Origin of the sequence: Microcoleus sp. AT3-A2, assembly GCF_036705685.1 — a bacterium.
In the GTDB taxonomy this organism is placed as follows: Bacteria; Cyanobacteriota; Cyanobacteriia; order Cyanobacteriales; family Microcoleaceae; genus Microcoleus.
On sequence record NZ_JAUBVF010000008.1, the window covers coordinates 26424 to 53238 of the forward strand.

General features: G+C 43.6%; 32 protein-coding genes and 2 pseudogenes. 24 read left to right on the forward strand and 10 right to left on the reverse strand.

All coding sequences use genetic code 11. The annotated features are described in order from the left end of the window. The first annotated feature begins 646 nt into the window (after positions 1-646). From QUB37_RS07165 to QUB37_RS07195, 8 genes and pseudogenes are all read left to right on the forward strand, one after another. Positions 647-910, forward strand: coding sequence for an HNH endonuclease (locus QUB37_RS07165; protein WP_333160440.1), 264 nt, complete (start codon positions 647-649; stop codon positions 908-910). A gap of 66 nt (positions 911-976) precedes the next feature. Then, the gene (locus QUB37_RS07170) at positions 977-1672 is read left to right on the forward strand and encodes a hypothetical protein (RefSeq protein ID WP_333160442.1); all 696 of its coding nucleotides are present in this window, start codon (positions 977-979) and stop codon (positions 1670-1672) included. Continuing rightward, positions 1669-2430, forward strand: coding sequence for a DUF1822 family protein (locus QUB37_RS07175; protein WP_333160443.1), 762 nt, complete (start codon positions 1669-1671; stop codon positions 2428-2430). The genes QUB37_RS07170 and QUB37_RS07175 overlap by 4 nt, the downstream gene beginning before the upstream one ends. Before the next feature lie 58 nt (positions 2431-2488). Then, on the forward strand, positions 2489-5518 hold the full coding sequence (locus QUB37_RS07180; protein ID WP_333160445.1) for a CHAT domain-containing protein: 3030 nt from the start codon (positions 2489-2491) through the stop codon (positions 5516-5518). Positions 5519-5913: 395 nt separating this feature from the next. Further along, positions 5914-6048 carry a transposase family protein gene (locus QUB37_RS29795; protein ID WP_445300008.1) on the forward strand — a complete coding sequence of 45 codons (135 nt, stop codon included), beginning with the start codon at positions 5914-5916 and terminating at the stop codon, positions 6046-6048. 190 nt (positions 6049-6238) lie between these two features. Continuing rightward, positions 6239-6960, forward strand: a pseudogene (locus QUB37_RS07185) (IS1 family transposase). A gap of 376 nt (positions 6961-7336) precedes the next feature. After that, entirely contained in the window at positions 7337-8800 is a 1464-nt protein-coding gene (locus QUB37_RS07190; protein ID WP_333160447.1) for a DUF1565 domain-containing protein, read from the forward strand. 202 nt (positions 8801-9002) lie between these two features. Continuing rightward, a complete protein-coding gene (locus QUB37_RS07195) occupies positions 9003-9203 on the forward strand; it encodes a hypothetical protein (protein ID WP_333160449.1) in 201 nt (66 codons plus the stop codon). A 17-nt stretch (positions 9204-9220) separates the two neighbouring features. Here QUB37_RS07195 and QUB37_RS07200 read toward each other — a convergent pair whose 3' ends face one another. Continuing rightward, positions 9221-9865 carry a TraX family protein gene (locus QUB37_RS07200; protein WP_333160451.1) on the reverse strand — a complete coding sequence of 215 codons (645 nt, stop codon included), beginning with the start codon at positions 9863-9865 and terminating at the stop codon, positions 9221-9223. Next, on the reverse strand, positions 9862-10125 hold the full coding sequence (locus QUB37_RS07205; protein ID WP_333160453.1) for a hypothetical protein: 264 nt from the start codon (positions 10123-10125) through the stop codon (positions 9862-9864). Before QUB37_RS07205 ends, QUB37_RS07200 begins: the two co-directional genes overlap by 4 nt. A 136-nt stretch (positions 10126-10261) precedes the next feature. On the opposite strand from QUB37_RS07205, the gene QUB37_RS07210 reads away from it, so the two are divergent. The 11 genes from QUB37_RS07210 (at position 10262) to QUB37_RS07260 (ending at position 17185) form a co-directional block, all read left to right on the forward strand. Continuing rightward, on the forward strand, positions 10262-10450 hold the full coding sequence (locus QUB37_RS07210; RefSeq protein ID WP_333160455.1) for a hypothetical protein: 189 nt from the start codon (positions 10262-10264) through the stop codon (positions 10448-10450). After that, positions 10450-11031, forward strand: coding sequence for a hypothetical protein (locus tag QUB37_RS07215; RefSeq protein WP_333160457.1), 582 nt, complete (start codon positions 10450-10452; stop codon positions 11029-11031). The genes QUB37_RS07210 and QUB37_RS07215 overlap by 1 nt, the downstream gene beginning before the upstream one ends. Positions 11032-11150: 119 nt before the next feature. After that, positions 11151-11432 (forward strand): hypothetical protein, encoded by a 282-nt coding sequence (locus QUB37_RS07220; protein WP_333160460.1) that lies wholly within the window; start codon positions 11151-11153, stop codon positions 11430-11432. Between the two features lie 2 nt (positions 11433-11434). Beyond that, positions 11435-11632 (forward strand): hypothetical protein, encoded by a 198-nt coding sequence (locus QUB37_RS07225; RefSeq protein WP_333160462.1) that lies wholly within the window; start codon positions 11435-11437, stop codon positions 11630-11632. Between the two features lie 119 nt (positions 11633-11751). Further along, positions 11752-12126: a hypothetical protein gene (locus QUB37_RS07230; protein WP_333160464.1), complete on the forward strand. Its 375-nt coding sequence runs from the start codon at positions 11752-11754 to the stop codon at positions 12124-12126. A 126-nt stretch (positions 12127-12252) separates the two neighbouring features. Beyond that, the gene (locus tag QUB37_RS07235) at positions 12253-13389 is read left to right on the forward strand and encodes a hypothetical protein (RefSeq protein ID WP_333160467.1); all 1137 of its coding nucleotides are present in this window, start codon (positions 12253-12255) and stop codon (positions 13387-13389) included. 1 nt (position 13390) lies between these two features. After that, a complete protein-coding gene (locus QUB37_RS07240) occupies positions 13391-14635 on the forward strand; it encodes a replication initiation factor domain-containing protein (protein WP_333160469.1) in 1245 nt (414 codons plus the stop codon). A gap of 70 nt (positions 14636-14705) precedes the next feature. Further along, positions 14706-15170: a hypothetical protein gene (locus QUB37_RS07245; RefSeq protein ID WP_333160471.1), complete on the forward strand. Its 465-nt coding sequence runs from the start codon at positions 14706-14708 to the stop codon at positions 15168-15170. 2 nt (positions 15171-15172) lie between these two features. Further along, on the forward strand, positions 15173-15895 hold the full coding sequence (locus QUB37_RS07250) for a hypothetical protein (protein ID WP_333160473.1): 723 nt from the start codon (positions 15173-15175) through the stop codon (positions 15893-15895). After that, positions 15892-16914: a hypothetical protein gene (locus QUB37_RS07255; protein ID WP_333160475.1), complete on the forward strand. Its 1023-nt coding sequence runs from the start codon at positions 15892-15894 to the stop codon at positions 16912-16914. Before QUB37_RS07250 ends, QUB37_RS07255 begins: the two co-directional genes overlap by 4 nt. A 28-nt stretch (positions 16915-16942) precedes the next feature. After that, positions 16943-17185, forward strand: a complete 243-nt coding sequence (locus QUB37_RS07260) for a hypothetical protein (RefSeq protein WP_333160476.1) — start codon at positions 16943-16945, stop codon at positions 17183-17185. 502 nt (positions 17186-17687) lie between these two features. Here QUB37_RS07260 and QUB37_RS07265 read toward each other — a convergent pair. The 4 genes from QUB37_RS07265 to QUB37_RS07280 all read right to left on the reverse strand — a co-directional run bounded on the left by QUB37_RS07265 (position 17688) and on the right by QUB37_RS07280 (position 19683). Continuing rightward, complete coding sequence (locus QUB37_RS07265; RefSeq protein WP_333160478.1) at positions 17688-18263, reverse strand: hypothetical protein; 576 nt, start codon at positions 18261-18263, stop codon at positions 17688-17690. Next, complete coding sequence (locus QUB37_RS07270; RefSeq protein ID WP_333160480.1) at positions 18260-18943, reverse strand: hypothetical protein; 684 nt, start codon at positions 18941-18943, stop codon at positions 18260-18262. Before QUB37_RS07270 ends, QUB37_RS07265 begins: the two co-directional genes overlap by 4 nt. Next, complete coding sequence (locus tag QUB37_RS07275; protein WP_333160482.1) at positions 18933-19241, reverse strand: hypothetical protein; 309 nt, start codon at positions 19239-19241, stop codon at positions 18933-18935. The genes QUB37_RS07270 and QUB37_RS07275 overlap by 11 nt, the downstream gene beginning before the upstream one ends. 85 nt (positions 19242-19326) lie before the next feature. Then, a complete protein-coding gene (locus tag QUB37_RS07280; protein WP_333160484.1) occupies positions 19327-19683 on the reverse strand; it encodes a helix-turn-helix transcriptional regulator in 357 nt (118 codons plus the stop codon). 207 nt (positions 19684-19890) lie between these two features. Here QUB37_RS07280 and QUB37_RS07285 point away from each other — a divergent pair, with 207 nt between their 5' ends. The 4 genes from QUB37_RS07285 (at position 19891) to QUB37_RS07300 (ending at position 23065) form a co-directional block, all read left to right on the forward strand. Further along, positions 19891-20559 carry a hypothetical protein gene (locus QUB37_RS07285; RefSeq protein ID WP_333160486.1) on the forward strand — a complete coding sequence of 223 codons (669 nt, stop codon included), beginning with the start codon at positions 19891-19893 and terminating at the stop codon, positions 20557-20559. A gap of 107 nt (positions 20560-20666) precedes the next feature. After that, positions 20667-21062 carry a hypothetical protein gene (locus QUB37_RS07290; RefSeq protein ID WP_333160488.1) on the forward strand — a complete coding sequence of 132 codons (396 nt, stop codon included), beginning with the start codon at positions 20667-20669 and terminating at the stop codon, positions 21060-21062. Positions 21063-21106: 44 nt separating this feature from the next. After that, entirely contained in the window at positions 21107-21583 is a 477-nt protein-coding gene (locus tag QUB37_RS07295; protein ID WP_333160490.1) for a hypothetical protein, read from the forward strand. Between the two features lie 276 nt (positions 21584-21859). Further along, complete coding sequence (locus QUB37_RS07300) at positions 21860-23065, forward strand: IS110 family transposase (RefSeq protein WP_333160492.1); 1206 nt, start codon at positions 21860-21862, stop codon at positions 23063-23065. 248 nt (positions 23066-23313) lie between these two features. Here the strand turns inward: QUB37_RS07300 and QUB37_RS07305 are convergent. The 4 genes and pseudogenes from QUB37_RS07305 to QUB37_RS07320 all read right to left on the reverse strand — a co-directional run. Then, positions 23314-23572, reverse strand: a pseudogene (locus QUB37_RS07305) (transposase); the annotation flags it as partial. A 139-nt stretch (positions 23573-23711) separates the two neighbouring features. Continuing rightward, positions 23712-24476: an NAD(P)-binding domain-containing protein gene (locus QUB37_RS07310; RefSeq protein WP_333160494.1), complete on the reverse strand. Its 765-nt coding sequence runs from the start codon at positions 24474-24476 to the stop codon at positions 23712-23714. A 59-nt stretch (positions 24477-24535) separates the two neighbouring features. Beyond that, entirely contained in the window at positions 24536-25264 is a 729-nt protein-coding gene (locus tag QUB37_RS07315; RefSeq protein ID WP_333160496.1) for a nitroreductase, read from the reverse strand. Between the two features lie 20 nt (positions 25265-25284). Further along, entirely contained in the window at positions 25285-25755 is a 471-nt protein-coding gene (locus tag QUB37_RS07320) for a MarR family transcriptional regulator (RefSeq protein WP_333063918.1), read from the reverse strand. Between the two features lie 585 nt (positions 25756-26340). Between QUB37_RS07320 and psb28 the strand changes: the two genes are divergently transcribed. After that, positions 26341-26676, forward strand: coding sequence for a photosystem II reaction center protein Psb28 (gene psb28 / locus QUB37_RS07325; protein ID WP_333160499.1), 336 nt, complete (start codon positions 26341-26343; stop codon positions 26674-26676). Positions 26677-26815 lie beyond the last annotated feature (139 nt).

The following is a 26815-nucleotide window of genomic DNA, read 5'->3' on the forward strand; positions in this document are numbered from 1 at the left end:
TTGAGTCAATATGATAGATGCCTGCGCTGCACAGATTTAGTAGCTAGTCTTCACCCTGGTCAGCTCAAAAATTTTGTGCAAATCAATTCCGATGAATTCAGGTCAAAACTACTTATGGTTTTTAACGGTTCGACGATCGATAAATCGCAGTCCAGCAAACAACGCACTCGTTTAGGGGTTTTGGAGAATTATGGAGAGTACACAATCTACACTTGGAGAGTTTAAACAATCATTAACCAAATAAATGTATTGTAGGCTACAGAATTTTATGTTTTTTTCCGAAGAGTCGATCGCACACAACCGCAGGATTTCAGTGTAACAGGATGCGGGGCGCTGAAACTGCGGGGCGATCGTACATTTACAGTCCTGGACGCAGGCACACTATATATAGTGTGGGAAGAAAGGGATCTCGCTTTTTCAAACTTTTGAGCAATGGTCATCAAATTAAAAATTTAACTTCTCACAAAGTCACCGACTCTCTTATACAACAAGCGACAGACGTATAGCTGGGTATTTAAGTTCATTTCAATGTGATGAAAAGACTTAAGGCAAATGTTATCCCTCTGTTAGAAACTGCTGCGTAAATTTTTAGCAGGGAGCTGATACGTAAATGAACACGTAACAGCCGTGAGGCTCCGAAAGCTTTATGTCCCCAGCTTCAAGACGCAACAAGAGACGCCAACTTCTGGAACTGTACGGAAACCGCTGCCACTGGTGCAACAAGTCGATGCAGAAATCAGAAAGAACCATCGAACACTTACTCCCGAAAAGCCGAGGCGGGTCTAACGCACTCTCCAACCTGCGTTTAGCCTGCTTCAGTTGCAATAATTCCCGTGGAAATAGCCTGTTCCCCCCTCCCGGCAAGAACTTACGCACACAAAGAGCTCAACCACATGAGAAAATAGCTTAGAATTTTCGCACGATCGCGAATTTTCATAGCTAATAAACAAACTAACTTGCCCCTCAAAAAAGTCGCATGGATGACCTAGATGGACGGTTAAGCGCTCTAATTGCAGAGGTGCGCCAACACCCAGCCCCAAGCAAAAAATGGCGAACAGCCATGAACAAGCTGTTATTGCAAATTCAACAACTACCAGGACTCAAAAAGTCATCTCATCCAAATTATCCTGAAGCCCTCAATCGTACTTTTGAATGGGTTAGTCGCGACATTGCTAAATTTGAGCTGCGCCAATCTTCTGTTTCAAAAAGTTTGGTTAACTGGATTAACGGCACTTTGCGTCGGCGAATTCAAGATTTGTATTCTCCTGACAAAAAGGCTCCTATTAGTTTAGATGCGCCGATCGCTGCTGATATTGGAGAAACAACTCGGCTCGAACTATTACCCGATTTTACGCTCAGCGGGTTGGATGGCATGATTGAAAGTGTTCAGAAAGAAACGACTCTGCGAATTGCTATCCAACTAGAACTTTACATTGAGCAAGATCCAGAAGGCAAGCTAAAAAATAGCTACCCTCGTTCTTACCCGGAGTGTAACTGCCAATTTCTCAGCAAAAGAAGAGTGTTAAAAGACCCTCCTGACAAGTTCAAAGACTTAGCAAAAGAGTTAAACGTTAAGTACACAACTCTGAATTCTCACTGGGATAGAAAATGTGAACCTTCGTTGCAAGAAATAGCCCGCACTCTAGGATATAAACAGGAACCACAACCATGAACATCGCAGAAATACCTCTGTTAACAGTACCAATAGAATTAAAAGCTCACGAAATTGCGCGACAGTTGGCAGCAGTTCAAAGTACAGTCCAAAAAGGAAAACGAGTTTACTTGAATGCACTGGCAGTTTACGCAGTTCACAGCTATTTAAAATGGCTGCAAATAGAAACACATTTGGAAGGTTCTGATAGCTTCAATCCAGCAAAAACGACACTAGCTAATGTCGCTGACTTGGTAATTCCTGGCATTGGCTCCTTAGAATGCCGCCCAGTTTTACCTGGTGAAACAACCATGTTCTTACCCGAAGAAGTAATAGAAAATCGGATTGGATATGTGGGAGTACAGTTTAGCGATCGCCTTGACTCCGTGCAACTATTGGGATTTGTTCCCAGCTTAGATAGCTCAAACCCACCGCAACAAATAGCAGTAGCAGAACTGATGCCGATCGACACTTTAATTGAACTGATTACTCGTTTAGAAGAAGCGATCGCCTTCTTAGAAACTGACGATCCAGTGGCGGTACAGGTACGCTCCACGATCCAAACTCAATCGCAGAGCAATATTGTTGCCCAATTAGAGCGTATTTATCGAACTTGCGACGAGTACGAGTGGCGGTACGCAGGGGGAGAGATGTTAGCTGGGAGTACCGCAGGAGGGGAATTTACTCGTGAAAGTGCCGATCGCGCTGACACTGATTTACAAGATTTAGCCGAAGCACTGCTGGAAAAGTTAGCAGAAATATGGAGGGAGGCTGCGTAATTTTGGAGCGGATGGCTGATGTATATATGTAGTCTCCCGTTCGTAACCTGTAAAGAATATGGCAAAAGGATTCGGCCAGAAGAAAACTCCCCCAGCGACAAAACGCCAGACATCACAATGGGATTCCATCCAAGAGGAAACTCGCGATCGTTTATTCTTTCAATTATTAGACGCTATTTCAGAGAGTCACAGGAATTTTCAAACGGTTGACCAAAGGATAGCGCGAGAAATTAACCTCTTGCTTGAAGCTAACCAAGAGCAACTTGATGAACACTTTGTTAAGGTGTTGCGATATCACTCGTCTGCAATACTATCGGAAGTGCCACCCAAAGGGCAAAAAGGAATCGCTGCTCGCCTTATGATTTTGAGCTACTGCATCCATGAATTTAAAAAAGGAAATGAAGCCAATAATTTAGAGATTGCCATTGCAGGTTACGAAATTGCTGTCACCGTCTTAACCTACGAAGCTTTTCCAGAACAGTGGGCAGCTTGTCAAAACTCTCTCGGTAATGCTTATCACCGCCGTTTTAAGGGCGATCGCGCCGAAAATCTAGAACGATCGATCGCCTGCTGTCAAAATGCTCTAAAAGTATTGACTCGCGAATCTCGTCCGAGAATGTGGGCAGAAATCCAACATAATTTGGCTATTGCTTATGGGAACCGAATCCGAGGAGATCGGTTAGAAAATGAAGAATTGGCGATCGAGGCTTCCAAAGCTGCAATGGAAGTTTACACCCGCGAAGCAGAGCCTAAAACATGGGCTAAAATACAAAATAATTTGGGTATTATCTATCGCGATCGCATCTGCGGGGACAAGGCGGAAAACTTGGAACAAGCGATCGCCTGTTATGAAAATGCCCTGTTATTCCGCACCCGCGAAGAATTCCCGGAACTTTGGGCGCAAACTCAAACGAATCTTGCCTCTGCTTACCGCCATCGACTTCATGGCGATCGGGTAGAAAATGTTGAGAAGGCGATCGTAGCTAACAAAGCAGCATTACAAGTTTACACTCAAGACGCTTTTCCCGCAGATTGGGCAGGAGTGCAAACGAATCTGGGCAATGCTTATAGGACTCGAATCAATGGCGATCTAAATGAGAATTTAGAAATGGCTATTGCCGCCCATCAAGCTGCCTTACAAATCTTTAACCAGGATGAGTTTCCTAGAGAGTGGGCTATGGCTCAAATGAATTTGGGCAATGCCTACCTTAACCTTAATCGAAACTTTGAGGCGATCGCCTGTTATCGAAAAGCAATGGAAGTCTTCACGCCAACTGCTTTCCCAGTTGATTGCCTGAAGGCTGGCACCACTCTAGGAAATGTATCATTTATAGCTGGAGATTGGCAGTTAGCCATTGAGGGATACGGTAATGCGATCGAAGCCGTAGAAACCAGCCGTACTTGGGCAACTTCTGAATTTCGCCGCCAAGAAATTTTAGCAGAGGCGATCGACATTTATGCAAACATCGTGCAAGCTTGCATCAATAATAAGCAGTTAGATAAAGCTGTTGAATACGTAGAGCGCTCGCGCTCTAAACGCCTCGTAGACTTAATGGCAAGCAATGATCTCTACTCAAGTGCAGAAATTCCTGCTGAAATTCAAGAGTATTTACAGGATTTTGAACGCCTACAGCAACAAATTGACAAGGAACGAGGGCGCAATCAACCTAGCAACGACTTTGATAATAGCAAACTTGATAACAGCCGTGCAGCCCTAGCAGCTTACAATCAAACAATAGCTGATCTGGAAGCTGAAAAACTCCTAATTTGGGAACAACTCCGCCGCCTAGATCCGGTGCTTGCCGGTCAAATTCGAGTCAATCCTCTCAAATTCCCATCCATCCAGCAGCTTATCGACAAACCCACCACTGCAATTATTAGCTTTTACACCACTGTTAGCGACACCTTTATCTTCGTCGTGCGGCAAAGCGAGATTACCCTGAAAAGCTGTGCTAGTTTAGGATTTGAGGCTTTGCACGGATGGATTTCCCAAAATTGGTTAGGACAATATGTTAACGATAAAGTTTCTTGGAAAAAACAGTTAGTTGAGAGCCTAACTGAACTGGCAAAACAGTTAAATTTGAGCGATCTAATCTTATGGCATTTAGAAGGAATTTCTGAAATGATTATAGTTCCTCATTATGCCCTTCACCAAATCCCCTTCGCTGCACTACCCATCGGAGACAACCGATATTTAGGAGACAAATTTCTCATTCGTTACGCACCTAGTTGTCAAGTCCTAGAATTCTGCCAGCAACGCCCTTCCCCCGGCAATAACCTAAACTGTGGCACTATTGAAGATGCGACGGGCGACTTGCCTTGCGCCAGCTTTGAAGGAGAGCAACTCGCAGTCCTTTATAGTATCCCAGACAATCAACGCCTAAAAGGTCGCCATCAAGCCACGGTTAGTAACTATCGAGAACTAGCGCAAACCGTCCAAATCCTCCACTCTAGCCACCACGCCCAGTCGCGCTTTGACAATCCCTTTGAATCGACATTAATTTTAGGAGATGGCTGCATTACTTTAGGTCAGCTAATGACTCCCGCATGGCGTCTCCCTCAGTTGTCGGATGTATTTCTTTCCTGCTGCGAAACAGGATTGGGATTGAGTGAAATTACTGGTGATATCCTCACTTTTTCAACTGCTTTTTTGTCGGCGGGAGCCAGAAGTGTTATCAGTACGCTTTGGGCTGTCGATGATTTAGCTACAGCACTTTTCTCGATATTTTACTATCAAGAGTGGCAGCAGGGAAAGAATCGCCCAGAAGCTATGAGACAAGCTCAAGTTAAGTTGCGAGAGCTTACGGGCAATACCTTAGCTGCTATTTATAAACCCCAACTCACAGAACTTTTGAAACAGAAACTTAAAGAAACCGACGCGCTCCGCAAAAGCTCCCAGGCAGAACGAAAGGCTTGCTCCTCCGGTTCCTCAGACTATCAGCAATGGGATGAAGAATACAAAAAGTATGATAAGATTGGTAAACAAATTTATCTATCTCGCAATAATTTAGAGAAATATTGTCAAGAATTAAAGCCGTTCTCTCACCCTTTTTACTGGGCCGCTTTTACCTGCACTGGGATTCGGTAAAATTACATCACATTTAAATAGTAAACAAAATTTATCCCCGCGTCATTACAAAGTTGGTGCGAGAATTAATGGCTCTTCTAAGTTTATGGTGTAAAATAGATCAACCAATACAGTTAGAGTAATGAGATTTCATTTGGACTATTTATTAGACTTGCCTGGAGTCAAGGTTGAAACTTGCACTCAAATTGAAGGATAAATTTAGTTTAAACTGGGTGCTTTGGCTTCAAAAATAGTTTGTCTTCACTGTAATAATTATACAGAATAACTGCACCAAGATCGACCTATATTAGTCAGGGATTTATCATTTTTTGGTCGCGAGTGTATATTTACAAGTGCGTCGTCGGCAGTTTTATTGTACTAACTGTCAACGTTATGTTACAGAACAATTAAAGTTTGTGGACAAAAAAAGACGACATACTCAACGATACGAACAAAATATTGATGCGCGTGTTCAACAGTCGAGCATCTCACAAATTAGGCGAGAAGAAGGATTGAGTTATGACGAAGTTAAAGGTATTTTTAGTCGGTAGTAATAAATATGTAGTGAAGTTTAATTACAGTAATTGAATACATAGGATAATTTTATAAATGACACAATCAAATTTTGTGATTTTAATATTTACTTACGCGCTGCAATGTAGATTTAGTTACACTTATGCTATCAGAAGTAACTATTGCTGGAATTCTTGATATCTGCCAACATTAGTTGAGTCATGTAATATGCTATTTTTACGACCAGACTGCCATGATTGTGGTTCAAATCACATAGTTGAAAATGGTAAAATTCATGATAAGAAACCAAAATAAAAATGTCAAAGTTGCAGTTGCCAATTTGTCTAAAATATCACAAACAAAGTAATTAGCTCACAAACAAAAGATTTAATAGAGCGACTTCTTTTAGAGAAGATTTCTTTGGCTGGTATAGCTAGAAGCACGGGTGTTTCTCAAAAATGGTTACAGGATTACGTAAATAATAAATATGCCTCAATCGAACGCATAGTAAAGGTTAAACCTAAAAAAAAGTCAGATTTAATATTGAATTTGATGAACTGTGGTCATTTGTAGATTACAAAGAAAATAAGCAATGGGTGTGGTTAGCAATGGATAGAGAAAGCAGAGAAATTATTGGTTTTTATATTGGCAATCGTAGCGAAGAACGAGCAAAACAATTCTGGAATTCTCTACCTACTGTATATCGACAATGCGCTGTTTGCTATACAGATTTTTGGCAGGCTTATGCTTGTATTTTTCCAAGCAAATGCCATCTGCCTGTTGGTAAAGACAGTGGAAAAAATAATCACATTGAAAGATTTAATAATACTTTGCGCCAACGTGTTTCTCGTCTCGTAAGAAAGACTCTTTGATTTTCTAAAAAGTTAGAAAACCATATGGGTGCTATTTGGTATTTTATTCATCATTACAACTATGTTTCGAGCCAATGAATATCTAATCACTACATATTTATCACTACCATAAATCTTCCAGGTGATTCGCGATCGCTTCATTTTCTACTTGGAGACGATTTTTTTTCTTTGCATGATCTCGGTTAATTCTTTTTTTGCTACTCATAACTGGTTCAACTATAGCTCAACTGCCTGCCAGATAGATGTTTCAGCCTATTTTACCTTTTTTTCTCTACCCCCTTGACAATTTGCACTTTTTCTTAACTTGTCACAAATGCTCCTGATGGGTGATGTTGCAGATATCGTGCAATTAAATAATCTTCGCAATCAAAGGTGAATATAGATCCGGGGTCAAGTTCCCAGACAATGGAAATTGCACAAAAGCTCGATCGCCAATTATCTCTTGGCCAAAAACATGACAACACTTTACGTCAACCCGCAAACAGGCAGCGATGCCGCAGTCGGCAGCCAATCAGCCCCCTTCAAAACTATAGCCCGCGCGATCATTGCCCGCGCTGCATCAGGAACTACGATTCAGTTAGCACCGGCAACTTATAGCGCTGCTAGTGGCGAAAAATTTCCCTTGGAAATTCCATCGGGAGTCAAAGTTATTGGCAATGAAGCTAACAAAGGTAGAGGCATTCTGATTCAAGGCAGCGGCAAATTTGTAAGTCCCACCGCTGCGGGTCAAAATATCACGATACTGCTAGCAACTAATTCCGAATTGCGGGGAGTAACTGTCACGAATCTCGATAGTCGCGGCACGGGAGTCTGGATTGAGTCAACTTCTCCGACTGTGGCTAACTGCACTTTCACGCTTTGCAAGCGCGAAGGTGTTTTTGCCACAGGAACCGCTAATCCTGCGATTCTCGACAACATATTTGTGGAAAACTCAGCGGCTGGCGTAACTACGGCGGGAACTGCTAAGGGAGTAATACGGCGCAATATTTTTCAAAAGACGGTTGTGGGCATCTCTCTGCAAGCTCAGTCGGCTCCTTTGATTGCTGATAACCAAATTTTGGAAAATCACTCCGGTATAGCTGTAGCGGGGGAATCGAAGCCGATTTTGCGCAAGAATCGCATTGAAAAAAATACTGAAGATGGTTTGACTGCGGTGGGGAAGTCGCTGCCAGATATTGGTACGGCTCAAGATTTGGGTGGCAATATCTTTCAGAATAACGGCGAATTCGACTTGCAAAACGCGACTGGGGTGAAGATTTTTGCGGTGGGAAATCAGCTCAATTCTTCGCGAGTGAAAGGTTTATTTGATTTGGGCAATGTGACGCCAACTTCGACTCCTGGGGGGGGAAAGTTCAGCGACATCAGCACGCATTGGGCTAAGGATTTTATCGATCGCATGGCAAAGATGAATATTGTTAGCGGGTTTCCCAACGGCACTTTTCAACCTTACGAGATTGTAACTAGAGCTCAGTATGCGGCTATGTTGGCGAAGGCGTTTGAATTGGTGCCGCGCCGTGAGACGACGGTTTTTAAGGATGTGGCGGCGGATTTTTGGGCTAAGGGAGCGATCGACCAAGCTAATCGAGCTGGCTTTTTGGCTGGATACCCCGACAGCACGTTTCGCCCGGAGCAGAATTTGACTAGAGTTCAGGCGATCGTATCTTTGGTAAACGGCTTGCAGTTGGCGGGCGGCAACCCCAATTCTTTGAGCGTTTATGTCGATCGAGCTCAGATTCCCAGTTTTGCCACCGACGAGATAGCAACCGCCACAGAGCGCAAAATCGTGGTCAACTATCCCGCGCGCGAAAAGCTTTCCCCCGCCCACGACATCACCCGCGGCGAGATATCCGCCCTTATCTACCAAACTCTGGTAGCCACAAAGCGGGCCGAGCCAATTAACTCTCCCTACATCGTCTAAGGGAATTGGGAGACAAGGGAGAGGAGAACTTGGGGTACAAAGAATCCCCAGTGTTATACTTTTGATGAAGGGAGCTGGTGCTGTTTAATCCTTCAATGGATTCTGGGGGACTCTGGGAGAATGTAAACTTGGATACCGATGCACGGTCAGGAGCTGTGATTTCAAGTTCGATTCTTGAACCCTTCATTTAGCGTTAGAATTTATGAAACTTATAGACTATGTTTTTTTACAGTCTGAGATATCTTTCTTGCTTCAGCACTGTAGAGATGGTTTGGAAAATGCTAAATCTTCTTTGAGTGAGGATGCTTTAGATGATTATCTATTTAGGTTGGAGCGTCTGACTTCTATTCATGAAGCTTTGTCTAATCCTTTTTCTAAAAAGAAAGAGCCTATAGAAAAATAGATTTGATGGGTTTTTCCTTACAGAATTGTTCTCAGTGCTGCCAATCCTGCCAGATGGACGGGGTAGAAGTAGTAAAAAAATCTTTTCTCGATCGCATTTGGTTTTCTGTCTTTGGCTGGGTCGTGGTAAGCCAATATCAGCGGCGTCAACATTGCAAATATCTGAAGCAAGTAACCTGATGTTATTGCATACACTCCGTTGACCAAACACCAACTAATCCACCACATCCGATCGCCTTTGCCTTTGAGGTTAATCATTAGCAGTGGGCAAGCGACTGCATACCAGCCGTAGCTTACTCCCCACAACTGAGCTGCTGCTAATCCTAGTATCATTATTATTAGCTTTCTATTTGCTTGAGCTTTGTGGATTTGTGTGAATATTATTACAACCAGCGCAAAGCTAATTAATATATTAAACTTTAGTTTGTTGAATAGTATTACGTATGGAACTTGGCTAATTATTCCAAACAATATTAGTCTCGTAATTAAAGGTTTAGCACTACTATTTAGCTCCCGTCGTTTCCAATTTTGAACTAGAACCCATGCAAACAGTGGAAAACTTAACCTACCAACAATACGCATTGGTTCTATTTCTAGCAAAAAACCTACATGGTCAATCACCATTAATAACGTTGCTAGCCACTTGATTTTATTTTGACTCATGCTGATATTCCTATTAATTGATTGATAAATTCACTAATTTTTTCTTGACCTTCTTCAGAAATTATGTAGATTTTCTCTCCTTGCTTCCACTCGAAGCTCACTAAATTTTGAGTTCTTAACACATTTAATCTTTTGTAAATTCCAATTCGTGACGGTGGTTTACTTAAATTGATTCCTCTTACTTCTTCTACAATGCTTGATAGAGATAGTCTATTTTTTCGAGATAACACTGCCAATACAAATACATCAACTCTCCTCATAATCTTTCTCAATTCGTCACTTAAATTTTAGTAAACACCTTTATTTAAAGCAATGGGTTGCCAAAAAGATAAGTGGCATTACTGTTGTGCTGACTATGTATCTCTCTGAAGATGGATTTATTGATTGGGCAATAAAATGATTGAACTGATTTTAGCGGTTTCGATCGCAAGCACTACGACAATGCCGCCACCGCCACCGGTTGCGACTCCTGCGCCTAAACCTACCTATACCCCTCTGCCCAAACCTACCTATACTCCTTCACCTGCTCCTAGAGAATCTTGGCGGGATAAAATGTGGCGCCGCTACAAGGAGAATGCTAAGTAATGGCTGTAACTAAAGAAGGTCGTGAGTTAATTTCCAGTATTCTCCGCGTTGGGGATACTGGCCCTGAAACAACTGCTCGTCAGGGAATGAAGACAACCAACGTCCCGGGTTATCCTGTGATTTTGTGTTGGGCTCGATGGGGCGGTTCGGAGTTGAACGCTTCTGGCAATAATAAAGCCTTCCTGTTTTTGCCATATTTACAGACGGGTCAGATGCCGTTGACAAAATATAACGGTGCAACTTCTGTTGAGACTCCGCTTGATATGGTTATGTCAGAAGTTGCCAATCCCTACAACTGTAAGGTCGGCGTCACTCCTTCGCTCAATATTAGTAAGTTAATTGAGGGAGAATATTATAGTTTTGTTCTCGCTTTAAAACCTGCTGCGGTTGGCAATGGCAATAATCCTACTCCTTACTGGGATGGGTGGATTAAGGCAGTTGGCGCTACTCCTAGTGATGTTTTCAAGGATTACTTTGCATTGTTTAATATCACGAAAACTCAGTGGTCGAAAATTAAAGTTTCTCGTGATGGCGACGAAGAGGAGGAATTGGATGATACTCCTGACCACGTACAGCAATGATGATTTGATATCACTTATCGTTAGCTTTCTTTGGTCTAACCTTTTTATTTTACTAACTCAGTTTTTCTGCCTTGCGTTGATTCTTCGGATAGTTCGACTGTTTATTGATTGAGGTGCCAATGAATGCCTATCGATTTAATGGTTGTCATTCTCGCCGTTTGGCCGCACTTTCTATTATTCTCGGTTGTGGTTTTTGGTTTTTGGGCGATACTTACAGCGTTGCATTAGCAAGCGATCGGATTACTGGAGCTCAAGCAGTGGAGAGGATATCGACTGTTCTTGGTTCGCCTGAACAATTTGCTGAAAATATGCGGTTGTCAACTCAAGATTTTATTGCCGACCACTTTGGCAGTATGGCGATTGCCTGTGCTTTTGGCATAGCTATAAGAATGAGGTCTTAACTATGTGGAGCGCTGCTTTTCTTTCGGTTTACTTGATGGCTGCTCCCAGCATTGCAGGTAGTGCTGCTGAGGCGATGAATTTCATCAAAGAAGATATCAAGCCTGTGATTGAGTTCTCAATGGATTGGGCAATGAAAGCTGCTTTAGCTGCTACCTCTACCCATGCGTTTATTGTGTTAGCCAAGAGGTTTATTGATTGACTTATGAAAGACTTTATTGATTCAGTAGTTGATGCTGCTGCGAGATACCGATTCAGGGCTGCGGTATTGGTGCTTAGTCCCTGGTTTTCTCAATTCATTAATTTTTTTGGGTGGTAAATATGGTTCAAGTTCAAGATCGAGTTCAAGATGAGGTTGCAGGTGAGATTTTTTCATCTATTGACCCTGAGCAAGTTCGTAAGCTTAATGAACTTTTTTGGAAATCTCAGAACAGTAAAGTAGCTCAATCTGTTGCTGTTTCTGGTGCCGCTTTAGGTGTTGGTGGGGCTGTTTTAACTGCTGGCGGTGCTTTTGCTGACCCTGGTGGTGATGCTGCTGCTGCTGCTGCTGCTAGTATTGCTTCTGGTGTGACCAATGCAATTGAGATGATTCAAGCCATTGATGGTATTGGATTGGCGGCGTTTGGGGTCGCGTTGGCCCCGATGGGGTTTATGGTTACGCTTCGCGTTCTAAACATGGTTTTAAGCCGCGTTTAGATTTCGGAGCGTAACCATTTAGATAAGGCGATCGCGAGTGTTTGGCGATCGCCTTTTAATTTAAAGGAGGTTACTTTGCCTTTCACCGCTATATACGGACTTCCTGGGCGGGGTAAGAGTTTGTTGATGTTACAGCATGGATTGCGGATAGCCGAAAAATATAAGCTTCGGTTAGTGACTAATTTTAACCTCGACCCATTGCCCCTAGCTTATTACTGTAAAATCAACAATTTAAAATGGCTTTGGGCTAACATTCCTAAAGGCATTATTTATTACGTTTCTAGCAACAAAAACTTTGCTCAATTTTTACAGATTCGCAGGGCTGTAATTTTGCTGGATGAGATGGGTTTGTACGCTCCTAGCGCGCAGTCCTGGACTCTGCCTGCTGAAGCCTTTAACGCAGTAGCTAATAATCGCAAGATGTGCCAGCATATAGTGTATGCGGCGCAATATCCTACGCAGGTGCATTCATCACTTCATCAAATTTGTTCAGAAATTTTATACGCTGAGGGGACTACTATTTGGAGTGAAGAATTAGGTAACGAGCGTTTACTTTTTAAGGACTGTCATTTATTCATGCCAAGTGAGTTTGAGGTGTGGTTCAGAGACCCTAAAGTTCGCAAAAATCCTGTTAAGGTTTGGGTGCTTGCTACGAAACACTGGAAAGGAATTATCAGCGCTTTAGATAATTTAACTTTTCAAATTTATGACAGTTTTGGTTTGTTGGAAAAACAGGATGATAAAGTGTCGCTTGATAAGTCTTTTGGTTATCAGCCTTATATAATTGATTCTGCTTGCTCAGTTGAACTTTCTGCACAGGATTTGCTTGATGAAGGTCATAGTTTCGACGAAATTGAAGAGAAACTAGACCAATATTATAAAGCTGATAGATTCAAGAAGAAGCGGATTTATGAAGCTAGTAACAATTATCCTTTCGTTGCTTGGAAGTTAGAGGGTGACATTCCTTTTCCAGGGCCTCATATTTTTCAGAAGAAATTGATTCCTTTGTGGAATATGCTTCCTGCCGCTAGTTACCCTGGATTGAAAAAATTAGACTTGAGAATTACTAGGGAGTGTTTAATATGGGATAAATTAGATAAACAGAGTAAAGATGGGTATAAAATAATGTGGAGGGTGTTTATCGGACTAATTTTGTGTTTTATTAGTTCATTAATGATTAATGTGTTTCTACCTAGAAATCCTTTGATAGCGTTTGTTTGTTTCGCAGGCTCGTTTTATTTACCCGTTCAAATGTTTAAGTAGTATGCAACACTTACCTCGTAATATTAGTATTGATTGGCTGCGCTTTCAAGTTTTAAGTTATCGTCCTAATATTCTTAAGCAAATTCAAGAAATTATTGGTTTGCCTTTTGAAAAAAAAGAGCAACAGTCAAAAGACCCTAGAGATACTAATTTTATGTTTGCAAACAAGATTTGGCATGAAGCTTATGAATTTCAAGGTAGTTTAATGGCTATGCGTTATCCTGCTTCCGGTGCTTTTGATGAATCTTATGCTTACTATGTTGATTTGAAAGGTTCTTTAGTTTCTACTTTGAATTTTCATCAAGTTTCTGAACTTTTATATTCTTGTCAATTTGAGTTAGAATTTATTGCCAATAGAATTGACATTGCTTTAGATTTTCCTTTGGGTGTTCCTAGATTGTCAATGCGTAACTGGGAATCTTTTGTTGAGGATGGTCTTCTTTTTGGCTATCGTACTGTGCGTAGGATTTCTAATACTGGCAGCACTAAAGATTTTACAACTGTATATTTAGGCTCTCGCGAATCTAGTCGTTTTGTTAGGATTTATGAGAAAAATATAAATGGGATAGATTATGATCGACTTGAGGTTGAGTTCAAACGTGATCGTGCTGAGTCGATTATGAAAGAGTTAGCTAATTGTTCTGTTTCTGATTTTCCTGAGTTTCTTAATGGTTTTGTTTTTGGAGAATTAAAGTTTGTTCGTCAACGTCAAGATGTGGAATTTTTTAAACGTTATATATATGGGCCGATTACGGTTCCTCGCCTGATACTTCATCTTGATATTGAAAAGTCAATTTTGTTTATTGGGCGCCACTGTGCTACTTTGGCGATGCTTCAAGAGTTTATGGGTGTAGAGCGTTTTGATAAATTTATTCAATCGCAATTGGCTTCTGGTAAGTTGCGGATGAAGCCGCGTCACCGCACTATTTTGGAAAATGCTAAGTTTTTGGGTGTGACTGCCTTCGGAGTTTTTTTGATGTTGGCTCAGACTCCTGGGGCGATCGCTGGTGGGTTGACTTGTCCCGCGCCGGTACCGCTTTCATTTCAAATGAGCCAGAAGTTCCCGATCGATATAGTTAACCCTACCGCTGCCGAGCAAGCGTATTTCGATAATATTGGTGATGGCTGTTTTCAAATTAATGCTGGTTTGGAGTTTGAAAGGATTTGTCTTCCTGGGATGATCGTAAATGCGCTTAAACCTTTTGTCATAATGGGTCTTGGGATTAAATTTATATTTAGTGATTAATATGTTTCTTCTTCCTTTATACATTGCTACCGCACCCCCGCCTCCAATGTACACTTGGTGCACCTTTCAGATGATTCAGACTAATACCAGTGAGATGATTTCCACTGCTTACGGTATGGGGAATGTGCCGCCTGGAACTGATTTGACTGGTCTTTGTCAGGCTTTTTACACTCGTGATATACGCGCTGAGGATAAGCCCCTGGAGCTTGTCAGTTCTAGCGGCAGTCAGTCACAAGCTAACCCTGATGCTTTTTGGTTGGCTAATACCTGGCGGCGACCGCTGACTGCTGCTGAACTTGAGCAATATGATTGCTTGCTCAATAAAAGTGGTGGGCTTGCTTTGTCTGATAAAGTTCTCGATTTGATGCCAAGTTCTCCTGATTCTATACGGATTCCGGCATTAATGATTAGTGCCATTGATTCGGTGAATTCGCCGATTATGAGGTACGCTGCGGTGGTGATGTACAGCACTGGATTACCTGTTATGCTCATCGCCGGTTTAGTCAAGGCTTGGCGGTTAGCGAGTAGGAGGTAATTATGTTGCTTCGCTTTGCAAAATTAGCTGGTGGGTTGAGATTGTTGATTGCAGAAGTTGCGCCGCTCGTTGTGGTTTCAGCTTCGATGTTGAGTGCTAGGTCTGCTGCTTATTTAGTGGGGTTTACTCTCGGTTCTATTGGGGCTACTTTGTGGCCAATTGTTGCGGTTCTTATTGCTATTGCAGGGATTATTAATCCTGCTTCTCAGGAGGAATGTGATAATTATTATGCTCAAGTTTATGAAATTTCTCAAAGAAATGCTTTAAAAAATTATGAGGCATATATGCTTTGTTGGGGCAATAATGGCAGCGGTGCTCCTTCTGGGTGTTTTGAAGATGGTGGCCATTATAATTTTTGGACTCCTGAAGTGGTACCTTGTACTCCTCCAGATTGCGATGGTAAAAAGGTTTGGCTGCAAACAATTTGGGCAAGTCCTTCAGAGTTTGCATCTCAATCTAAGGGGTGTTTTTTAATTGGCTATTCTTACAGTGATATTGATGGTTTAAAGATTGAATATAATCCTTTTAAAATTTCTGAATCTTTTTTACAATCTCGTGCTTTGTATCATCATTTAGTTGCTGGCAATCGATTTAAGCAGTTAAATGATGAAGAATGGAAGGATTTAGAAAGTTCGTCGGGCTGGGATAAAGGCTATTGGAATGCAGAATTTACTGATGTGGAGTGCAGGGGTTGGCGTCCTGGTTGGAGTAACAAAGTAAAATGATAAAATTGTTTTTTAAAGGCTTAAAAGTTGGCTTATTTTTAAATATTATTTTATTTGCTGGCTTAATTGCTTATGTGTTAACTATTGAAAATTGGTTAACTAAACCTGTTGAAAAATTTAATTTGCCTTTAGAGTTAGGTACAGTTGTTGATTCTGTTCGACTTTTTGACCAAGATGTTCCTTCTATGAAGTTGAGAAAATCTTGGTTGAATATCGAGAATAATTTTAATTATTTTGTTATTGAGTATCAATTGAGGTCTGATTACGCGAAACCTTATCCTCGGCTTCTTAAATGGTGCAAGCAGTCAAATTGTTTTGCTCATAGAATTGATTATGGTGATAAGCGCAAATCTCACTTTAGAGTGTTTACGCTTGATGATTGGTTTACCAATAATTATTTAATATTTAGTCGTCCTGATATAGAATTAAAACGATTAGATTTGTTTTTCAAGAATTTACCCTTGGGTTCGACTGTAATAATTAGTGAACCTTTTTCGACTTTCGATCGCCCTCAAGTTTTTGATAAGTTTTCTGAATGGGTTTTAGCGCTGCGCTCCCAACATCCTCAACTTAAATTTGAAATTGGATTGCAGATTCACTTGCAGTGGGCTGATGCGTTTTGGTTCAAGAATTACTGGATATTAGAAGAGTTATCTCAGTTTTCTAAAACTCATAATTACCCCTGGGGTGTTAGTGAATTTTCAACTTATGACCAAATTTGGAAGCGTCGGATTCGAGGTCGTAGCGCTACCGATCGCCTTTTTTATAAGATTGAGGGATTGATTCCTCGTCGGCTTCGTCGTGCTGTTGTGCTTCATGGGAGTTATATAGTCCATCGTGAGTCTGTAAAGCATGGTGCCGTGCGATTTACAGAATGGGGTAATATTCAGCAGACTGCCTGGTTTGTGCGTGAGATTGATTCTGACTATGATTCAAATTATGAGCTGTTTGATTCTAGCGGCACCCCGACTGCTTTATGGTGGGCTGGGATAAGAGGGTTGAAAGATGGTCAGAATTAGTTATAATTTGTAAAAAATATTCTTTTCTATGTTTTATTTGAAATCTGATTCTAGAGTTTTGGTTGGCAATTGTGCAATTCCTGATAATTTGATTGCTCAGTATATTGGTACTTTATGTTGCCAAGTTGAGAGCGAAGAAAAAAAATATTCATTTGTTGATATTTCTTTAACTCGTCAACAAATGATTGATTTAGCAGATTTGATTCATTGGTATTTAGAATATACTGATAAGTATCCACCTGTTCAAGCTCGTCCTTTAGTTGATGATTAAGAGATGAAAAAAAAATCTGTTTATACGAAAAAGTTAACTCGTATATTGAAATCTGCATTTCTAGAAATAGATAACTTACCTACTTATATTGCCGAAGAAGCTTGTAAACGAATTGCAGAGATATCTTATAAAAAATTAAATCGGTGATAAACCGATCGCTTAAGAACGTGGGCCGGGGGGGGAGCCGGCTTATGGCCCGCCCTCCCGGCCGCGCCTGTGAAGATTTAGGGCGCCGCAGGCCAACCGGGGTGAGTGATACCCGGTATAACTCATAAAAAAACATCAAATGTGATAATATGTCTGATTTAGTTTTATATTTTGTATGAAGAGACAATATTTTATCCGTGTTTTGTTTCAGCGTATTGCGCGGCTAAAACGCGAACGCGATTTTTATCGCTATCAAGCTCGGTGCTTGGCTTGCGCTCTGAAGTTTTACCAGCGTCGCTACTAGCTGCTAATGTAGAGTTTGTTGTAGGGACAATTGGGATGATGTGTCTGACTCTTAAGGATCTAACCAGCGGGTATTGTTTGCGGTTTTGCTTCTCATTGCATCTCTGAATGCGTTAGCTGTCATCTGAACCCTCCAAGCTGCTTCTCGCCCGATTTTGCTGTCTGTTTTGGTAAAAATAAAAGTTCCTCTTTGAAACTGACTTTTGCTAGGTTTTGCCCCTGTCAGTTCTTTGATTTTGGAACTCGGTAGCAGGATTATGTGATTGGCTGCATATTCCAGCGCTTTGTAGTTTGCCAGCGGGTCTTGGTTGGCGGCGAAGTGGCGGGCGATCGCCTCAACTAATTGTAGCGTTTCATTAAAGTTGTCTAGTTGTCCACTAGACTTGTCTATTTGTCCAGTGGAATTGTCTAGTTGTCCACTAGACAAAGATTCTACATTCCTTGGAAACTCCCAGATTTTAGCTCCTGGGTTGCTTTTCATAAACTTGTGCAGTTTGTCCAGTTCGTCCACTGCCTGACTGGATATTTCCCCACGGCTGACTGGATTTATTTGCAGCGCCTTCATGCGATCGTACACAGACTGTTTGCTGGCGAGACCGTAGCGAGTTTGAAGTTCTGAGATTTTCATTGGTTGATAATTTCTAAGATTTTACTAATTGGTTCGCCGCTCCTGAGAGCTGTTCTGACTGCTGGGCATTTACTTCCTGGACAGTATTTCGCCCGTTGCCGCTTTCCTTCCATCCAGCGGTAACTGTAGTAAGGGCCCGTGCATCCCGTTTCAGGGCAGTTGATGGAATGTTGCTTGCCGTTAACTCGGATTTTGTAGTGGCTTTCGAGCCAGCCGTTGCCGCTGTATCCTTTGTCACAGTTGTAGTAGTTTTTGGTCGCTGCAACTTCCCCTACAACAGGCTCGACAGTTAATTCTGCAATTTCCCCTACAACAGGCTTGACAGTTAGTTGCGTCGTTTTAACTTCCCCTACAACAGGCTCGACAATTAACTTGGCCGCTGCAATTTCCCCTACAACAGGCTCTGCTATTGGTTGCTCTGCGGGGGATATTTCCTCTACAACAGGCTCGACAGTTAATTTAACTTCCTCTGGATACAAAAAATCCCACTGATTGATGTGGGGATTCCAGAATTTCAGGCTGCCGTTGATGGGGTGTACTTGGCTGATTCGGAAAATTTCGCCGCGTTTAACCCATGCTGCGACTGCTGGCTTTCTCCGCAACTTTACCCAGTCACCGGCTTTATATGCACTTCCGGTAGCGGCGCTTGTGTCAAAGAGTGAAAGCTGGCTACTGTTCATGTCTTATTGCGCGATTGCGTTCTATATTCCATCCTATTTCTAGCGATTTGTACACTTCTGAATTTTTATCAAATAATTCTTGAAGCCCTTTCGCTGTCTTGATTGCAGCCTCATTCAAGGCTTTGTTTACTTTTTCTAATTCCCTATTATCAACGTAGGCTAATTGAATTCGTGTAGCTAATTGAATTTGTCTGATTATGGCTATTGCTGCGAATGGATGAATGTAAACTGCTGCTAAATCTGCTTTTTCAAGTTCTTTCATTTCAGCAGCATATTGTTCTAGGTCAATTTTGTTCATGGTGTTTTAAGTGTTTAAAGAAAAGCTGTCGTTGCCCCATCCGGCAGCTTGCTTTTCATGTTCGTCCCGATGGTGCGGGAGTTGGTTAGCTGCGATCGTTCATTTTTTTCAAGATTTCATAGCTTTCAGGTAAGTCTTCTATTTTTTCAATGCCTAGCTTGGTTGCGATTTTTTTGAGATCTATCAAGCTATAGTCGTCTGGCACTCCCGTTACATCTATGTGCATTGACTTTGCTAGAACTTTTAGAGATACCCCTAGCCTGCGACCTACCAAGACAGCGTTATCGAATCTGGGTACGATTTTGCCGGCAACCCATGAGTTTATGGTTACTTCAGCGATGCCACAATCTTTACTTAACTGTCTTTGGGTAGTTTTAGCTTGCTCTATTAGTCCCTTCAATGTGACTTCTTGGCTGTTTTGACTGTTGGTTTCTGGATTCATATTAGCATGAATCCATAGTTTAATATTGACAGATACAGACTTTCCATATTAAACTATGGATAGGTAGATACAACATAGGCCTCCAGCTAGCTTCCGGGTAGTTGCCCGCTGGACTCTCCTGCGTTTAGTCTGCCATGACTGCATTCAGATACCCCTGTAAATCTCGTTGGGCTTGTGTTACAACGCTCAAGCCCTTTCCCTTAACCTATGTACACTTACACTGCCGTACAGCTTCAAGCAAAGACCTTTGGTGAACTCAAGTCGATCGCCTGTGAGCTCGATATTGTTCCGTTGGGCGATCGGCGTTGCCGCCAAACTTGGATCGATGCGATTGTTGGCGTCGAGCTTCCGCTCCTGGCGTTGATTGAAAATCTCCCCGCTGTCGAAACTGATTTATTTCAAGAGGCGATCGCACCAGCGGCCAAAACTCCCCCCGGTGTTGCTCTTTCTTCTAGATTTTTCGCTCGCTACTTCCTCCCTCAGCCTGAAATCCACTATCAAGCTGATGCCGACGGGCAACTGACTTTGCTTGATTTCGAGGTACTGGCAACTGATGAACCGCCAGACCCTGATGATTTTGATTGCCTCGATGACTTTCGTCAGGCGATGTCTGTTTGGGATGCTGAAAATTTTGAGCCTTTGGGAGTTTCTTTAGATTCTATGGTTTACTGGGCACCTTGCCCCGAAGAGTGGTATTGGCCGCTAGCTGAAGATGTCAAGCGCTGTCCTTGTGGTGCTGTCCCTGCAATTGCCTGTGATGGCAGCACTGTTACTCACATTGCTCCCGATCGCATTATTTCGATACCTTGCTACAAACATCGCTTGGCTGATGGCGTTGGCGCTGCTCGTTCGCCTCCAGGAGGTGATGCTTTTTGATTTTCGTTTCCATCTAGCTTGCTATCTTGCTCCTTTGCGCGATCGCTTTTTGGAGCATAAAGGGCGATCGCTTTTTCCGTACCAATTACCAACTACCAATTATTGCAATGATTAACGTTAAAATTACCGCTCCTATATACAAGCGCAATTCCTGGGGACAGCTTGACCGTAAAGCCGACATCGAAATTTCCTCTGATGCAGAGATTTTTTCTGAAGCCTATACTTTTTTAAGGACTCAGATTGATGAGTTGTTGCACCAGTCGGCTGCTGAAAATCAGATGCTTCTCAAGCTTGATGATTTGGAGAATCATATTTCCCGGAGACAAGAAACGCTTCACTCTTTGGAGAAAAAAATAGAAATAGCAACACAACAGCTTGATAAACTTCAAAACTTTTTAGGGCGTTTGCATATTGACCCTACCTCTCGCTCTTTGCTTATCGGTGATAAGCCTATAGTTTTCAAATCTGTTTCTGAAGTTGTTTGTTGCGGAGGAAGAGATTGACTCTATCCCTTTTGATTCTGAAGATACTTCTCATGAGTTTTGATATGGAACAACAATTTGACTTGCAATCTCAATTGGCTGCTGCTCAAGCTGAGATTGCACGGCTTCGTGAGAATAATGAGCAGATGCAATCTCGCATTCGCGCTCAGACTGAAATGATTAACAGAGCTAAAGACATTAATCCTGTTAATCGTCCGAGTTTTAAAAGAGTTTTAGCACTTGCTCAAGCTGCTTGTTTTGATTTGTGCAAGTGTCCTGGTGGCGGTTGGTTTCTTAGTCTTGGTCAGCGTGTCCGCAAGTTCAAATCTCTTACTCAGATTTGGGATATTTTGTGCTTGGATGATTGGTTTTTGGAGGATTTATTCGCGGAGTTCTTAGTGGTTAAGTCTCCTAATGTTTCGGATATTCCTCGTGATTTTGATTGGGATAATCGTTGTTCGGGTGGTATTTTGACTCAAGCTCAAAATTCCTTTGAAGCTTGGCACAGTTTTGCTGGTGCGATTCCTTTCTCGTCTGAATAACCGCCTGATGATGGCTGTGTGACTTAGCGGCCGAAACTCATTTTGAGTAGCGGATTGAGTCCAAATCATCCGTCAGTCAATCAGTTTGTAACTTAGGGCTTTAACAAAGAATCAAGCTCTAATGGCTTTTGTGAGTTCATAAGCTCGGTTACTATTTGATTGATTGCAATTTTCCCCTGCAATTTATAGCTTTAAGAGTGAATTAGGCTTCTGGCCTTTGGGTGATTCATAAGCTTTGCTATGGGGATTTGGAAAATTATCACCTAAAAAAACTTAATGCAAATTATTGGACTTGATATTAGCAAGGCCTCAGTTTCTGCTTGTCTTCTAACAGAGAAACCAACTGAACCTCGACAATTTTATTATGATTGTGACTTTCACAAATTTGAAGCTACGGCTTTTGGAATTACTGGGCTGCTCGCATTGATTGGTGGTGACACAGATAACACGATCGCAGTGATGGAACCAACGGGGGTAAATTATCAAATTTTGTGGGGAACTCAGCTTGCACGGGCTGGTGTAGAAGTGCGGCTTGTCGGTCACAAGGAACTTCGGTCATTTCGTGAGCATCATCTTGGACTGCCTGATAAAGATGATGATGCTGATGCGCTTGCCCTGGCGATTTATGGTTGGGATTACATTGACGCTCCTCGGCGATTTGTTCAAGTGCGATCGCAAACGATTGTCGAAATTAGACGCCTGGTTTTGCGACTTTCTCATCTCAATCGCGTTCAATCACCCATCATCAACCGTGCTCGCCAAGATTTAGCCTGGCAGTTTCCTGAAGTTGCTCTGGTGCGATCGGTGCGTTCTGGCGAAAAAGTTCCGCTCCTCTGGGGATGGTTGTGCGAACAGCGAGATTCGGTTAAGTATGATTTGATGTTGGAAAACTCGATTGGACTTGGAATTACTGACGAACTTCGGCGACACGCTGCGCGCATCTGTGACATTCAGAGAGAAGAGATGGTTTTAGAATTTGAACTTTCTAAGTTAGTTGGAGAGCCGCAGTTTTTGCCTTACCGCAAAGTTTTTGCCCGTTTTGGGTTTGGTCGCCGCGTTGAGGCTCTTTTATTGTCGCAAATATACCCGTTTGAAAATTATTTGTTGGATGGTAAACCAGATGTGAAGATTCGTAAAGGCCGAAATTCTGGTAAACCTACCAAGCGGCATTTGTCACTTCGGCGATTTTGTAAGGCTTTGGGCTATGCTCCATCTCAAGAATCTAGCGGTGATTTGCATAAATCAAAAGTTAGCGGCGGTAGTGATTTGTGTCGGCGTGCGCTTTGGCAATGGATTTTCACCAGAATTGAACCTGTTCGCAATCGTCTTGCTAATGACATAGGCGATCGGCTCGGAGAAATCATGGATGCGGAAAAACTCAGCGGTCGCCCGGTGCGGTTAGTGCGATCGCGTGTAGCGGCCAAAGCTGTCAAGCTACTTTTCAAGGAACTTGTGCTCGAGCTTGTCCAATCTAAAATCTAAAATCTAATTTCCAGCGCGGGGTTTTTGTCAGGGGCCGCAAGATTTCTGGCGAAGTGCCAAATATATAATTCGGCCCCTGCAAAAATTCCGCCACCCGTCCGGTAGGACACCCTAGTATATTTTGGTAGTGTTTAATTTTTTGTCGCTTTAAAATCTAGAATTGTTAGAGTGAACTCACATCTTGCACCATTCTCGCTGAACAGGCTTTCCGGCCTGTTCCACAAAGAGTAGATTAACCTGAGTTCGGGTTAAGCAGAAGGGAGAAAAAAGGCATCGATATTGAGAGAAGGCTTTTTAGGATGAAGGCAATAGGCAATCAATCCACAGACCAAGTTGACTAAGAAATTGACCGGACTGCGACGGGTGAGAATGCTCAATCTGAGAGAAGTTTTTTAGTTGGTCGATAATCGTCTCAATGATGGAGCGTTTGCGCGTTAGTAGCTTATCCATCAGTGGCATCAGCTTATTTTTCATATTGCACTTTGGCTTTGTAATCAGTTGAATCCCAATCTGGGTTCAAAAACTTGGCAGAAATCATCGACAGCGCAAAATAGTTCTTCTAAGCTAATCATGGGACGAGCCTGTAAAGCTTTGGTGTGATGACTTTTAGCTTACTTGCTTGTCCCTTTCTTATCCCGAACTCACGTTACATATAAATCGCACGGCTCAGACGAACCCCGAAATCGGCATCCGGATTTGTCGTGGCGTCACCAAGCCGCTCTTGCATCACTGCAACTGCCAAGTCCCGGCGCTTTGCCGATCGCGATGCGTCGGCAGATGCCAGCGCTGCCGCCATTTGTTCGCGCGCGAGATCGGTGCAATAGCAGGGCGTGCCGGGTTGCTGACGCCACGAATCGGCGATCGTGCCCGCGTCGAAAGCATCAAGCCCGGTGTCTTCGACGAGGGCCATCGCCACGGAGCGATCGTTCTCGCGGTCAGCAGCCACAGGGAGGGCAATACGGTCAGGGCTTCCAGCAGGCTTGCCCTTGGTGGCGAAGGAGCCAGACCCGATCGCGTTCCACGCCTTGGCGATCGGCCGGCCTAGCTGTTCGGCCACCCAAAGGCTCTCAATCTGCCCGGCCTCGATGGCATCGATCTTGTCGTCGCGGTGGGGATAGTAATTGGACGTGTCGATGACGACTGTCTCGGCTGGTAGGTTGGCGATTAGCGGCGCGATTGTGGGAATGCGGTTGAGAGGGATCGAGAGGATCACCACCTCAACGTCCTCCACCGCTTGGGCCGTCAAGACCGCGCGTGCGCCGAAAGCCAGCACATCGGCCTCGATCGTCTCAGGGCCGCGAGAGTTGGCCACCTTCACGTCATGTCCGGCCGCACTGAGTTTGCGTGCCAAAGTTTTCCCGATATGACCAGTGCCCAAGATTCCGATGTTCAATTTCTTCGTGTTATTCATGGTAAATCCTCCGTGTAAATCTTCCGTTTTGAATGTGAATGTCTGTTAGTGAATGTCTGTTAATTGTGGAAAGTCACGCTTTCTTCGATAGGGGCCTTGTCGATCCGGTAGCGATTGGCGGTGGCCGTCTTGTCGGGATAGCCGAACGAGATACCGAACAGCATCTTCAGGGACGGATCGATGCCCAACAGCTCGCGGATCGTGTCGGCCCAGAAGCCGAGCATCGTCTGCGGTATGCCGCCAAGTCCGTGCGCCGTCAGCGACAGCAACAACGTCTGACCGTACATTCCGATGTCGCCAGCCACTCGCACATCGTCGCCAAAGGAAGGCATGAAGAGCAACGCGGCGTGCGGCGCACCAAAAAATTCCAGATTGTATCGCGATGCGAGCCGACGATCTTCGGTCGCCTCGCGCGGGACGCCAATCGCCTGATAGTAAGCCGCCCCTTGCGCCTTTGAGCGCTCGCTGTAGACGCCGCAAAAATCGGCGGTGGAGAAGCTGAAGTCCGGTGTCATCCGACCAGCCTCGTCGTCCGCAAGGAGAGCCTTGCTGAGCGCGTCGCGTGTCGCGCCGGAGACGATGTGAACCTGCCAGGGCTGGGTGTTGCAGTTCGAGGGTGTGCGTTGTGCGTCTTCCAGAACCGAGCGGAGCACAGCGTCGGGGACAGGGGTTGGCAGGAAACTCCGGACAGAATGACGCTCACGCACAGTCTCTTTAAAAGACAATGTTTGCGACGGCCCGTTTGCTAATTCGATGGGGCTGCTTGGTACAGGTGTTGTATTTGACATGGTGAATCCCAAAAATGTGGTCATTCGGTAATCGAGTCGGGGGCGTTGGCCGAACGGGGATGACCTAGCCCGTTCAAGGTGTCGCGAAGCTCAGCAAGGTCTTCATCGGAGAGACGGCAGGCCGTCTCGATCTTTTCAGGGATCGAGCACGCTGCCTCGCGGAGTGCCTCGCCCGCTTCTGTCAGATCGATAAGAACGCGGCGTTCGTCCTGTTGGTCACGGGTGCGCGTCACCAACCCCGCGCTCTCAAGGCGCTTTAAGAGCGGCGTCAAGGTTCCGTTATCCATACCGAGTTCTTGCCCTACTTCCCCAACAGTGCGCGGGGTGCCCTCGTAGAGAGCGAGCATGACCAGAAACTGAGGATAGGTCAGGCCCAAAGGCTCAAGAAAGGGCCGATGGAGCCGAATGACGCGGTTCGACGCACTATAGAGGGCAAACGAAAGCTGCCTCCCCACCTGTCGCCGTTGGTTGATGTTCGAGTTGTTATCCATTTTTAAATCCAGTCAACCACTATTATATAGCGCACTACATAATAGTTCAATACCTATAATTGACTTTTTTTCTGGGTTTTCTGTGGCGACCCCTATAAGTGCGTGTTTCATAGGGCGTGAAATTGGCGTTTCGCCAGCTTTGGCTTGGTGAGCCGCTTGAGCATGAGGCGGATCATGGACACATATACGAAGGCTTCTGGGCTAGGCGGCAGCGCCTCATAATCTTTGCTCAGAGGCAGGTTGCGACCCAGCCCGGCGAAAGTGCGCTTTATTGCCTTCATCCTAAGAAGCCTTCTCTCAATATCGATGCTTTTTTTCTCCCTTATGCTTAACCCGAACTCAGGTTAGATTATCTTGTGGGTTGGGCAGGAGAGCCCGCCCTGAAAGGATTATTGAGAATGGTGCAATATCTCAGAAAAATCAACCCATCTCCCCTCGCCCTTGTCTGCGATTCCCTCACTCTCACCCACTCTCACCCACTCTCACCCACTCCCACTCTCCCAAGTCTTGATTTGCGAGTACCCGAATCGTTTTATGATTAAACATTAAGAAATTAAGCAATCCTTAAGGTTCGACTGTCAGATTATGGCTAAAATTCAATTTTCTCGGGGTATAGACGAAGATGCTGTGCCCGAAGTGCGCCTAACCCGTTCTAAAAGCGGAGAGCAAGGCACTGCCACGTTTATCTTTGAAAATCCCAAAGCTCTCAGCAGCACCAGTACCGAAGACATTACTGGAATGTACATGATCGACGAAGAAGGCGAACTCATCACTCGCGAGGTTAATGCTAAGTTCATCAACGGTCAGCCTGCAGGTTTGGAAGCTCTTTATATAATGAAAAGTTCCGCAGAATGGGATCGATTTATGCGTTTCATGGAACGCTACTCGGAAACAAACGGCTTAGGATTTAGCAAGGCATAATTGAGGGGGAATAGGGCATGGGGAATGGGGCAGGGGGCATTGGTTATTGGTTATTAGTTATTTGATAATGAATAACTAACAACGAACAAATCACAACTAACTAATGACTTATTCCCTCTTCCCTTTTCCTGATTTCCTC

What these genes read in the sequence shown, in the direction of transcription:
- QUB37_RS07165 (WP_333160440.1), top strand. Translation starts at nt 647, where the DNA reads ATGTCCCCAGCTTCAAGACGCAACAAGAGACGCCAACTTCTGGAACTG.
- QUB37_RS07170 (WP_333160442.1), top strand. Translation starts at nt 977, where the DNA reads ATGGATGACCTAGATGGACGGTTAAGCGCTCTAATTGCAGAGGTGCGC.
- QUB37_RS07175 (WP_333160443.1), top strand. Translation starts at nt 1,669, where the DNA reads ATGAACATCGCAGAAATACCTCTGTTAACAGTACCAATAGAATTAAAA.
- QUB37_RS07180 (WP_333160445.1), top strand. Translation starts at nt 2,489, where the DNA reads ATGGCAAAAGGATTCGGCCAGAAGAAAACTCCCCCAGCGACAAAACGC.
- QUB37_RS07190 (WP_333160447.1), top strand. Translation starts at nt 7,337, where the DNA reads ATGACAACACTTTACGTCAACCCGCAAACAGGCAGCGATGCCGCAGTC.
- QUB37_RS07195 (WP_333160449.1), top strand. Translation starts at nt 9,003, where the DNA reads ATGAAACTTATAGACTATGTTTTTTTACAGTCTGAGATATCTTTCTTG.
- QUB37_RS07200 (WP_333160451.1), bottom strand. Translation starts at nt 9,865, where the DNA reads ATGAGTCAAAATAAAATCAAGTGGCTAGCAACGTTATTAATGGTGATT.
- QUB37_RS07205 (WP_333160453.1), bottom strand. Translation starts at nt 10,125, where the DNA reads ATGAGGAGAGTTGATGTATTTGTATTGGCAGTGTTATCTCGAAAAAAT.
- QUB37_RS07210 (WP_333160455.1), top strand. Translation starts at nt 10,262, where the DNA reads ATGATTGAACTGATTTTAGCGGTTTCGATCGCAAGCACTACGACAATG.
- QUB37_RS07215 (WP_333160457.1), top strand. Translation starts at nt 10,450, where the DNA reads ATGGCTGTAACTAAAGAAGGTCGTGAGTTAATTTCCAGTATTCTCCGC.
- QUB37_RS07220 (WP_333160460.1), top strand. Translation starts at nt 11,151, where the DNA reads ATGAATGCCTATCGATTTAATGGTTGTCATTCTCGCCGTTTGGCCGCA.
- QUB37_RS07225 (WP_333160462.1), top strand. Translation starts at nt 11,435, where the DNA reads ATGTGGAGCGCTGCTTTTCTTTCGGTTTACTTGATGGCTGCTCCCAGC.
- QUB37_RS07230 (WP_333160464.1), top strand. Translation starts at nt 11,752, where the DNA reads ATGGTTCAAGTTCAAGATCGAGTTCAAGATGAGGTTGCAGGTGAGATT.
- QUB37_RS07235 (WP_333160467.1), top strand. Translation starts at nt 12,253, where the DNA reads ATGTTACAGCATGGATTGCGGATAGCCGAAAAATATAAGCTTCGGTTA.
- QUB37_RS07240 (WP_333160469.1), top strand. Translation starts at nt 13,391, where the DNA reads ATGCAACACTTACCTCGTAATATTAGTATTGATTGGCTGCGCTTTCAA.
- QUB37_RS07245 (WP_333160471.1), top strand. Translation starts at nt 14,706, where the DNA reads ATGATTCAGACTAATACCAGTGAGATGATTTCCACTGCTTACGGTATG.
- QUB37_RS07250 (WP_333160473.1), top strand. Translation starts at nt 15,173, where the DNA reads ATGTTGCTTCGCTTTGCAAAATTAGCTGGTGGGTTGAGATTGTTGATT.
- QUB37_RS07255 (WP_333160475.1), top strand. Translation starts at nt 15,892, where the DNA reads ATGATAAAATTGTTTTTTAAAGGCTTAAAAGTTGGCTTATTTTTAAAT.
- QUB37_RS07260 (WP_333160476.1), top strand. Translation starts at nt 16,943, where the DNA reads ATGTTTTATTTGAAATCTGATTCTAGAGTTTTGGTTGGCAATTGTGCA.
- QUB37_RS07265 (WP_333160478.1), bottom strand. Translation starts at nt 18,263, where the DNA reads ATGAAAATCTCAGAACTTCAAACTCGCTACGGTCTCGCCAGCAAACAG.
- QUB37_RS07270 (WP_333160480.1), bottom strand. Translation starts at nt 18,943, where the DNA reads ATGAACAGTAGCCAGCTTTCACTCTTTGACACAAGCGCCGCTACCGGA.
- QUB37_RS07275 (WP_333160482.1), bottom strand. Translation starts at nt 19,241, where the DNA reads ATGAACAAAATTGACCTAGAACAATATGCTGCTGAAATGAAAGAACTT.
- QUB37_RS07280 (WP_333160484.1), bottom strand. Translation starts at nt 19,683, where the DNA reads ATGAATCCAGAAACCAACAGTCAAAACAGCCAAGAAGTCACATTGAAG.
- QUB37_RS07285 (WP_333160486.1), top strand. Translation starts at nt 19,891, where the DNA reads ATGTACACTTACACTGCCGTACAGCTTCAAGCAAAGACCTTTGGTGAA.
- QUB37_RS07290 (WP_333160488.1), top strand. Translation starts at nt 20,667, where the DNA reads ATGATTAACGTTAAAATTACCGCTCCTATATACAAGCGCAATTCCTGG.
- QUB37_RS07295 (WP_333160490.1), top strand. Translation starts at nt 21,107, where the DNA reads ATGGAACAACAATTTGACTTGCAATCTCAATTGGCTGCTGCTCAAGCT.
- QUB37_RS07300 (WP_333160492.1), top strand. Translation starts at nt 21,860, where the DNA reads ATGCAAATTATTGGACTTGATATTAGCAAGGCCTCAGTTTCTGCTTGT.
- QUB37_RS07310 (WP_333160494.1), bottom strand. Translation starts at nt 24,476, where the DNA reads ATGAATAACACGAAGAAATTGAACATCGGAATCTTGGGCACTGGTCAT.
- QUB37_RS07315 (WP_333160496.1), bottom strand. Translation starts at nt 25,264, where the DNA reads ATGTCAAATACAACACCTGTACCAAGCAGCCCCATCGAATTAGCAAAC.
- QUB37_RS07320 (WP_333063918.1), bottom strand. Translation starts at nt 25,755, where the DNA reads ATGGATAACAACTCGAACATCAACCAACGGCGACAGGTGGGGAGGCAG.
- psb28 (WP_333160499.1), top strand. Translation starts at nt 26,341, where the DNA reads ATGGCTAAAATTCAATTTTCTCGGGGTATAGACGAAGATGCTGTGCCC.